This is a genomic window from Catalinimonas locisalis (assembly GCF_038039535.1).
In the GTDB taxonomy this organism is placed as follows: Bacteria; Bacteroidota; Bacteroidia; order Cytophagales; family Cyclobacteriaceae; genus Catalinimonas.
This window is the reverse complement of sequence record NZ_JBBPHP010000056.1, coordinates 24321-33268: the sequence shown is the minus strand read 5'-3', so window position 1 is coordinate 33268 and position 8948 is coordinate 24321. Positions and strand designations below refer to the sequence as shown.

General features: G+C 43.2%; 8 protein-coding genes. 2 read left to right on the top strand and 6 right to left on the bottom strand.

Going from position 1 to position 8948, the window contains the following annotated elements; genetic code table 11:
- Positions 1 to 449: 449 nt before the first annotated feature.
- From WJR50_RS31210 to WJR50_RS31185, 6 genes are all read right to left on the bottom strand, one after another.
- Positions 450 to 1835 carry an FAD-dependent oxidoreductase gene (locus WJR50_RS31210; protein ID WP_341297260.1) on the bottom strand — a complete coding sequence of 462 codons (1386 nt, stop codon included), beginning with the start codon at positions 1833 to 1835 and terminating at the stop codon, positions 450 to 452.
- The gene (locus tag WJR50_RS31205) at positions 1825 to 2049 is read right to left on the bottom strand and encodes a hypothetical protein (RefSeq protein WP_341297259.1); all 225 of its coding nucleotides are present in this window, start codon (positions 2047 to 2049) and stop codon (positions 1825 to 1827) included. Before WJR50_RS31205 ends, WJR50_RS31210 begins: the two co-directional genes overlap by 11 nt.
- 69 nt (positions 2050 to 2118) lie before the next feature.
- Entirely contained in the window at positions 2119 to 2346 is a 228-nt protein-coding gene (locus WJR50_RS31200; RefSeq protein WP_341297258.1) for a hypothetical protein, read from the bottom strand.
- A 260-nt stretch (positions 2347 to 2606) separates the two neighbouring features.
- Entirely contained in the window at positions 2607 to 4271 is a 1665-nt protein-coding gene (locus tag WJR50_RS31195) for an alpha/beta fold hydrolase (protein ID WP_341297257.1), read from the bottom strand.
- Positions 4272 to 4412: 141 nt separating this feature from the next.
- Positions 4413 to 4772, bottom strand: a complete 360-nt coding sequence (locus WJR50_RS31190) for a hypothetical protein (protein WP_341297261.1) — start codon at positions 4770 to 4772, stop codon at positions 4413 to 4415.
- 103 nt (positions 4773 to 4875) lie between these two features.
- Positions 4876 to 5031 (bottom strand): hypothetical protein, encoded by a 156-nt coding sequence (locus tag WJR50_RS31185; RefSeq protein WP_341297256.1) that lies wholly within the window; start codon positions 5029 to 5031, stop codon positions 4876 to 4878.
- A gap of 1237 nt (positions 5032 to 6268) precedes the next feature.
- On the opposite strand from WJR50_RS31185, the gene WJR50_RS31180 reads away from it, so the two are divergent.
- Together WJR50_RS31180 and WJR50_RS31175 are read left to right on the top strand one after the other, a co-directional pair.
- Positions 6269 to 8209, top strand: coding sequence for a tetratricopeptide repeat protein (locus tag WJR50_RS31180; RefSeq protein ID WP_341297255.1), 1941 nt, complete (start codon positions 6269 to 6271; stop codon positions 8207 to 8209).
- On the top strand, positions 8206 to 8940 hold the full coding sequence (locus WJR50_RS31175) for a LytR/AlgR family response regulator transcription factor (RefSeq protein ID WP_341297254.1): 735 nt from the start codon (positions 8206 to 8208) through the stop codon (positions 8938 to 8940). Before WJR50_RS31180 ends, WJR50_RS31175 begins: the two co-directional genes overlap by 4 nt.
- The last annotated feature ends 8 nt before the right edge of the window (positions 8941 to 8948 follow it).

The window sequence follows — 8948 nt, the reverse complement described above, 5'->3', positions numbered from 1 at the left end:
ATCAAGTTACCCACATTTCCACAACTCAACAACAACTGATTCTTCTAAGAATATTCATATGTAACAAACCTAAAGGTCTCCACGCTGGGCGTCAGTTTGGATAGTAAATAACACACTGGATACTATGCTTAAGAATAAGAGCTTTTTCATGACACTTTAATTTTTTTTAAGCTGAAGTGAGATCAGTTTTGGCTTTCACTCCATTTGTGTGGGACTATTATTTGTTGTCCGACTGACACAAAATTAGCTAAGAACAGTGCCTCGCGTTTAACACAAATCCGGCGAATCTGATAACATTTCCGACAAACTAGTGCTACAAATCCGACAGGCTGTAACAATTCCGACATGAGGAGTCTGTAAGTTTGCCGTAAACTATCCGACAAGCTCTTTTTTTACCTTATTTATATCGCCAAAGCTTTGAGTAAAAACTGAGGCACGGAAGAAAAGCCTTATGTTTTTGCCAACTGATGATCCGCTACCGGTCTGGGTGCAGGTCTTTTGAGCATACAGCGTAGCACTCTTCCAACGATTTGTGTCCTGAACAGATATGTAGGAGGTTTTAGCATATTGAGTACCTCAATTAACGCTTTGCTTACCACCGGATCGGTATGGGTGGCGCGGTGCACATGTGTCAGGTAAGCATTGATAAAATTAGTAGCCATGGGCTTCTTTCCGGTCGTTTGCGGATAGCGGAAATCTTCTCCCACTGCTATCTGCCAGGGTATGTCTATTACCTTAGCGACGCGCCTGAAGTAGGGCTTGGCAATATCCTTCAGTTTTCCTTTTTGCTCTCTCAGGAGTTTATCCAGGGCAGCGGCCTGTAAGATAGATGAGGTCATGCCCTGTCCGTAGATAGGATTAAAGCTACAGACAGCATCACCCAGTACTAGAAAGCCTTGCGGAAAATGCTCAAGCTTTTCATAATGGCGGCGTAGGCTAAAGGGAAACTTATGTGTGAAAAAGTCCGAAATCGGTTCATTCTGGCTAACAATATTGTAAAGGTCAGGAGCGGGCAGGCTTTTGGCAAAAGCCTCAAAACCGGCTTCATCCCGGGGAGCGTGGTCATCATACCAACCAAAGAGAGACACAATCCAGCGATCACCTTCCACGGGAAATGCACCTCCTCCTCTTTGCTCCTGCGGCGCTTCAGGAGTGATAGCCACCCATTTCAAAGCACCTGTACTTTCCGCTGTACGTTGATAAATACGAGAAGTATAGCCGGTCTTACAACTTACTTTTGAGGCACTGGGCGCATCATATCCTGTCTGTTCAAGCCATTTTTCTGCACGTGAACCTCGGCCCGAGGCATCTACAATCAGATCGCCCATCAGTATAGATGTTTTTTTATCCCTTAGTTGCATAATTTGTACACCGTTTACCTCCCGCCGGGCCGGATCGGTAAGGAGTTGCTCAACTGAATAAGCGCTCATCATTTCCACATTCTTCAGCTTCAGAACCCGCTGACGAATGTTCCATTCCAGAAAAGGACGGCTGGCAAATACTGTTTGTTTGCCAATCTTGAACTGTGTCCGATAGTCTCCGTAACAATTCCAAACCATGTTTTGAGCAGGATCACAAACGATAGCTCCGCCTTCGCTGAGACTATCTAATAAGTCAGGAAAATAATTTTGCAGAGTGTCCAGTCCGCTGGCCAGCAGTATGTGAATGTGGCGCGTTTGGGGCTGTCCCTTCCGTGACTCAGCCTGGTCACGTATGGGGTCACGCTCTATCAGATAGACTTTCTTGAAGTGGTCGGATAACACGCGTGCAGCCACCAACCCAGCCATACTTGCCCCAATGACAATAGCTGATTTATTTTGTGACCTATTTTTCATTTCCATTAATATTTTCCTTATCAAATGTAATGATGAAAACTCTTGAGGTTAATCCAAGAGGGCTACTACCCAGGTAGATGCCGCCGAGGCTCCAACTATCTTTAGTGGAAAAACCGCCACCCCTTCGGTGGGGTTTGTGTTTGATTTTCACCTTCATAAACCAGGGGTCAGATTTGTTGTACTTTATGGGCTTAGATAAATCTACAACTTTCATGGATCTCTCAGGATTACGGTAAGGCACAGTGGCTTATGATCAGGCTTTCTTACTCTAAAGATATGCATCTTACAGGAATAAATACTCTTCCTGCTTCGTTCGTAAGCCTTCCAAAGCTTCAATTTCCTTTTTCCATGCTGCATGTGTGGATGTATTATACTCCACAACCCAGGAAGCATCATCGGGCCCGAGCAGATCAAACTCAAAGTTCATGTTTGAGACTTCATATACCATCAGGGCCATTTTATTCAGAAAGGCAAAGACTCCAACCAATAAAATTACTGAGTTAATTTTCATAAGTTGCGTTTTCATTTATAAAGAGAGGCATAGCTAAATTTGGGTTAATGTTGTTTCTAAATGGATTCAAGCGCATCGCTCTTTTTTATTCTATTGCTTCATGATGAATCCTTTGAGGTCTTGTTTTTTAATGATCTGATGGCAAAGTTAAAGGGAAAGTGAACCGAGCGGCTAATACAAATCCGACGAATCTGAGCACATTTCCGACTAAGCTGTATAACAAATCTGACAGGCTATGATTTTCCCGACAAATATAGAGGCTAATGGAATAAGTCTGACGGACTTGTACCAAACTCTTTTTTGAAGCACTTGGAAAAGTAAGAAGGATTAGCAAAACCTGTCTGAAAAGCTACTTCAGCAATATTATCTTCCTGAGTAAGCAGCAGTTCCTTAGCCCGGTGCAGACGAACCGAGGAGATCAGCTGGTTGGGTGATTTGTTGGTAATGGCCTTGAGTTTGCGCTGCAACTGACGTTCGCTTAAGCTCATCTCGTTGCAGAGCATTTCTACGCCAAAAGCCTCATTGCTCAAATGAGCATCTATACTTTGCAGTACATTCTCCAGAAAAGAATGGCCTTGCAGCATCTGCTTGTGAGGCAATTCAGGGGGGAGCGTACTATTGGATTTTAAATGATCCGTGACCATAAAAAGGGAAAGTGGCTCACCGCTGGTAGGTTCAAATATGGTCTTATAAGAAGCAAAGTTCAATCCTGCTCCTGAGAGCAGGAACTTTACGGCCTGGGTGATCAAAATTTGATTAGGATTGGCCTGATTAAGGATAGAGGCAATAAAGTTTTCGGTATCGTTGCTGATAAAGTAAGATTCGCCTACCAATCCCTCTCTGATATGAATGCCCACAGCGAGTTGTATGTTCATACTTTTTAGCGCTTCCATCAAATCTATGCAAGAATGCACTGCTTTGCTGGGCCCGTCAAAGTTGGCAATAAATTTATGCTGATCGTACTGCACCATTTTTCCCCTGTACTGGTCAACATATTGTTCAATTAGCTTCTGAGGATCAGTACCGTTTATATCTGTGGGAATAATACGAGCTGCCACGATGGTGAAAAGCCTTTCTTCATACACTTTTCTGGGTTGGACGTTTATAATGAAAGTCTTCATCTCTTCCAGAACCTCTTCAGTATTGCCTACCCAGAACAGATGGTCACTGCCATCAAATTCCACAAATTTTGCACCCGGGATACGCTCTGCTATAAACCTACCTTCTTCAATTTTTACGTCAATATCATGCGTTCTTTGCATCATAAGGGTAGGCACTCGGATAGAGCCCAAAATATCAATAATATCCACCTGTGTATTCATCTTGGTGAGTACCATAGCTGCGCTCGGACTGGCTCCTGAACGAAAATAATTAGCCAGCCAGTCCAGAAAGGTTTTATCATGGGCTTTGGATGGGGCCAGCGATTCCAGATACATTTCGCCACTCCCCCACCTTTTGTCAATCATATCATACACCTGCTGACGCTCTTTATCGGTAGGTGCCCAGGGATAATCGGGAGTATATCTGCGCTTGGCAAATATTCCGAAGGAAATTAAAGAAATCACACGGTTGGGATAGGTAGCCGCAAAGAGCACAGAAACACAACCTCCTTCAGAGTGGCCAAACAAAACAGCTTTTTCAGAACCCACTGCATCCATCACCGCACGAATGTCATCCATTCTTTCTTCCAAAGTGGATAGCTCTACTATGCGATCGGAGAGTCCGGTGCCTCGTTTATCAAACAGAATGACGCGGGCAACTTTGCCTAATTCCTCTAAAAAACTCACGAGTTCAGGACAGGCCCACATCCAGTCAATATTGGAAACCCATCCGGGAATGTAAACCAAATCTATCGGGCCTGAACCAAACACCTGGTAAGCAATATTAATGCGGCCACTTTTTGTATACTGAGTAACTGGCTTCATATACTTTTTTATGATCGGCAAGTTTGTAGGATAACCCAGGCATCTTCATTAAATGGTTTGCCTATACAAATCAATAGACAAACTTACCAATCAGTGCAGTAAAATATTAAGTTTTTTAGGTAGACAAAAAGTGAACATGGCCTAAGCATAGAGTAGACAAAGTGTATACTTCCCCTTTTCATTCTTACGAATTAAGGAAAACAGCTCCTCTACCTGCTTACAAAAGGAAGCAAAATCAGGAATGACCAGCTTTTCTATAAGCGATTTTTTAATCATGGCATTTTGCTTAAGTATTCCATTAAACTCAGTCTGAGTAGTGAATGGACTATTTCGCTTCGCTTGTTCTTTTAACCTGATATTGTTCAGTAACTCCTGAATCCGTGGATCGTCAGACAAAATGCCTGTACGGGCCAGCTGATCAAAAAACTTATCTGATGCGATAGACTTTTTCTTGCCCTGATCCAGTATTCTGAAAAGGGAGTCGGCGGCATTATTATCCAGTTGGGTTGTTGTGATCGTACTTGATGATTTAATGTTGAAAAAGAGGAAAGCAGGTCATCAGCAATGACCTTCTTCCTCTACTTTTCTGAAGTATCCGGCACCTCTACGAGTGTGCCATGATTTTTGGAGTCAGCAGCAAAGGCCCATGATGATAGGATGACGTTCCTTTGCCTTCTACATAGCCTTTTAAAACATGTTTCTGATTGGGTTCTGGCGCATAGGCACTCAGCCAGGTATACCTGCACGTATAAGTTTTCATAATTTGAAACTTGATAGAAAGTGATAACTAAATGTATTCTTAGCTTAGTGCTGCTTAGCGATACCTTCTTTTGGTATTCCATACATAACCCATACTTAATTTGGGCTTTTCTGTAAGTATGTTGTGATTCAAAGTTTTCATCATGTTATTAGGGTTAATAATTATTTTGTACTGCAAAAGTACGCAGAGGTGGGGCTGCACTTTTATCACAATCCCGGCGAATCTGATAACATTTACGACAGGCTGGTATGACAAATACGACAGACTATGATATTTCCGACATGAAGTAACCGATGAAATCTGATGAATTAGTTATTTACGAGCTTAAGCATAGGCAACGCTATAATTTTTTGTCAACCAGTTTTATTGCCCCCTATGTCAGCACTCTAAATCATCTAAAGTTATCGTTATTATTCTACATAGTCACTTCTACGATCTCGCCAAATAGAGTGGGAATGAGTAGGTACTATTTTCGTACCTCTTCTTGGGTGGGTATTCCGTAAATCCATACACCGGGAAATTCTAGCTAAACATACTTGGCAACCTCTTCTGTAAAAGCAACATAAGAATCTCAAAGATTCTGGAAGTATGCCGCTAATATTTTCTCTACTTCTCAGACGCTGTATCTTTTAAATACAAGCTGACTGCCTGCAAAAATCAGATTCTGCTTATCTTTTGGTCTACTTTTAACATAATTTTTCCAGAGAAAAAAACATTGTCTTTTTCTGGCCCTGATGGTATGATGCATGTCTATTTTTTCCTTCGTTTTTAGTATGATAATGACTTATACTACTCCTGAATACAAGCATTTCTCTCTGCTCATTATCTTAATAATTAATCAGAATGAAACCCATGCACTTAATGATTTTATGATAAACCATGCTCGTACTTCCTTCATTATCTGCCATGTGACTTCTAAGTAAATGTAGTGTTTCATTTTACTACATACCCCACATCACCGCACAATAAAAATATAGAGTATATTTTTATTTATTTTTGAACAGCTTTGATTGATGTACCATGAGTAAGTTTGGCGTGTTGATAAGTATAATTGGGTGTTTATATGTATATACAACAGCAAGAGAACAAAAGGAATCTTGAAAACAAATAGGGACATTGAACCTCATCCTAATAAAAGGTCCAATGGTTTATCGGGCAGATCCTGATTTATTTTAAGTTTAAGGTGTAAAAATCCTTTTTTTTGACTAAGATGTACGTACATTAAATATTGCAATTTATGAAGTTGTGTTGGCTGACCTTTTTTCTTCTTCTCAATCAGGCAGCTTACTCGCAACTGTTGGATTTCAGCCGAGCTATTCCTTACCTTGCGGTTTTTGAGGAAACTGACGATTTTGATACCACCTACCTCAGCGAACTTGAGCTGGCTGTATCTCAGCTGCCCCTGGATAGCCTGAAGCTTCAGCTGCTGAACGATCTGGGTTACTATTACCATACCCGTAATCTTAATACTGCGCTGGATTATATTGAAGAGGGCTTGGGCCTCGCCCGGCAACTGAACAACCAGCGCTGGGAAGGCAAATTTCAGATTTCTCAGGGAGCCGTACTGCTGCGCATGGAAAAGCTGGACCTGGCCGAAGAAGTATTGAATGAAGCCATAGATAAGGTTTTACCTGCTGACCGCTGGCTACTGTACACCAACCTGGGCTATGTATACGAAAGGCGGGGCATGCTGGATAAAGCCTCTTCTTATGCCATGCAAACGCTACAGCTGGGCGAAAAAATCGGACTGGACAGAGCAAAAGCCATGGCTTACAGTGACCTGAGTTGTCTGTTCTGGAAACAGGGAAAATTTGAACAGGCGCTGGAATACAGCCTGGAATCCATCGCGCTTTATGAAAAAAGAGGTATACAGGACCTGGATTATGATTTTACGCTCTACCTGGTCGGCAACAATTACCTGGCGCTCAATCGGCACCAGGAAGCGCTGGATTACTATGAAAAATCAATTAGGATGGGAGAGCAATATGGCTTTTATAATAATCTGAGCGACGTATATATCTCGCTGGCGGATCTTTATGCTTCCCAGGAAACTTTACCTGAAGCAGAGAAAGCGGGCCAGGAGGCGCTCAAATACGCCAGATTACTGGAAAATAACTTCATGATCATGCGGTCCCTCCTATCGCTTGGTAAGATTTACAACCAGGAAGCGAAATACGAAGAAGCAGAAGAAAGCCTGCAAATGAGCCTCAGCGTAGCCACCGAGGATTTTGGCGATAAGTTTTTTCTAAACCAGGTATATGAAGCCCTGGCTACTGCCTATGAGGGGCAGGCGCAGTATGACAAAGCCTACCGGGCCATGCAACAGCATGATCTGTTGGAGGACCAGGTTTTTACCTCTGATGCCGACCAGCGCTTAGCTGAATTACAAACCCAGTTGGAGGTAGTTCAAAAAGAAAATACCATACAGCTACAGCAAAACCAACTAAAACAACAGGCCACATTTCAGTTCTTGATGGTCATCATACTGGTTTTACTGGCGAGTTTTCTGCTATTTTTATACCAGACCTATCAGCAAAAAAAGAAACACAATCTCATCCTGGCCAGAAAAAACCAGGAGATGGAGTTTCTGCTCAAGGAAATTCATCACCGGGTAAAGAACAACCTGGAAGTAGTATCCAGTCTGTTATCACTACAGGCCCACGAGCAGGACGGACAATTACATGAAGTAATGGTGGAAAACCAGAACCGGGTGCAGAGCATGAGTATCATTCACGAGAAACTCTACCAGGGAGAAAACCTCTCCACCATAGAGATGAAGGACTATTTCCTCAACCTGGGAAGTTACGTCATTCACATGTACGCTGCCGAAGAACGCGTACAGCTCCGCTGTGATATGGCTGCCATTGAAGTAGATGTGGATATGGCAATACCTGTAGGCCTGATTGTCAATGAACTGCTGACCAATGCCCTGAAATATGCCTTTCCTGACGGAAGAAAAGGGCATATTAGTATCTCGCTGACGCAAAAGGATAAACTGCTTCTCCTGGAGGTGGCTGATAATGGAGTGGGCCGCAGGCAGGAAGAAAGTCATGAAAGCAAGGGTTTTGGTTCTGAACTGGTCAGGTTGCTTACCCGTCAACTTGAGGGAAAGATGCGCCTGGATATGCAGCAGGGCACTACTGTTCAGTTTGAATTTCAAATGAGCAAAGCAGCATGAGCGAAAAAACACGTATCCTCATCGTGGAAGATGATATGATCATTGCTTCCAACCTGTCACTACAGCTCAGCAAGCTGGGATATGAAGTATGCGGCATTGAGACCCGGGGAGAAGAGGCTATTCAGCATGCCAGGGAAAATATTCCTGACATCATCCTGATGGACATTCAACTTAAAGGCGCTATTGACGGGGTTGAGACAGCCCGGACGATCCGGCAGCGTCGGCCGATTCCCATCATCTTCCTAACCGCTAATACCGACGATGCCACTTTCGCACGGGCTAAAGATACGCAGCCCTATGCCTTCATCAGTAAGCCTTTCAATAAGATTAACCTGCAGCGTACCATTGCCCTGGTGGTAGAAAATATGAAGGATGAAGTAACCGAGGTAAATCCCGAACAGACCATAGCTGAGGTACTGGACGACCGGATATTTTTGCGCCACCGGGGGATGATGGTAAAACTGATGTTTGAAGACATCCTCTTCCTGGAAGCGCAGCGGAACTACTGCCAGGTGCTGACCATCAATAAGTCTTACCTGGTCGTAAGTACGCTCAAACAGCTGGAAGATAAGCTCCCTTCCACGATTTTCATCAGGGTACACCGATCTTTCCTGGTCAATCTCTCCACCATAGACGCTTTAGGGGAGAAACACCTGGAAATTAAGGGGAAAGTGATTCCGGTCAGTAAAACCTACAAGGAGCTGCTGATGAAAAGGATACAAACCCTCTGAAACTGATG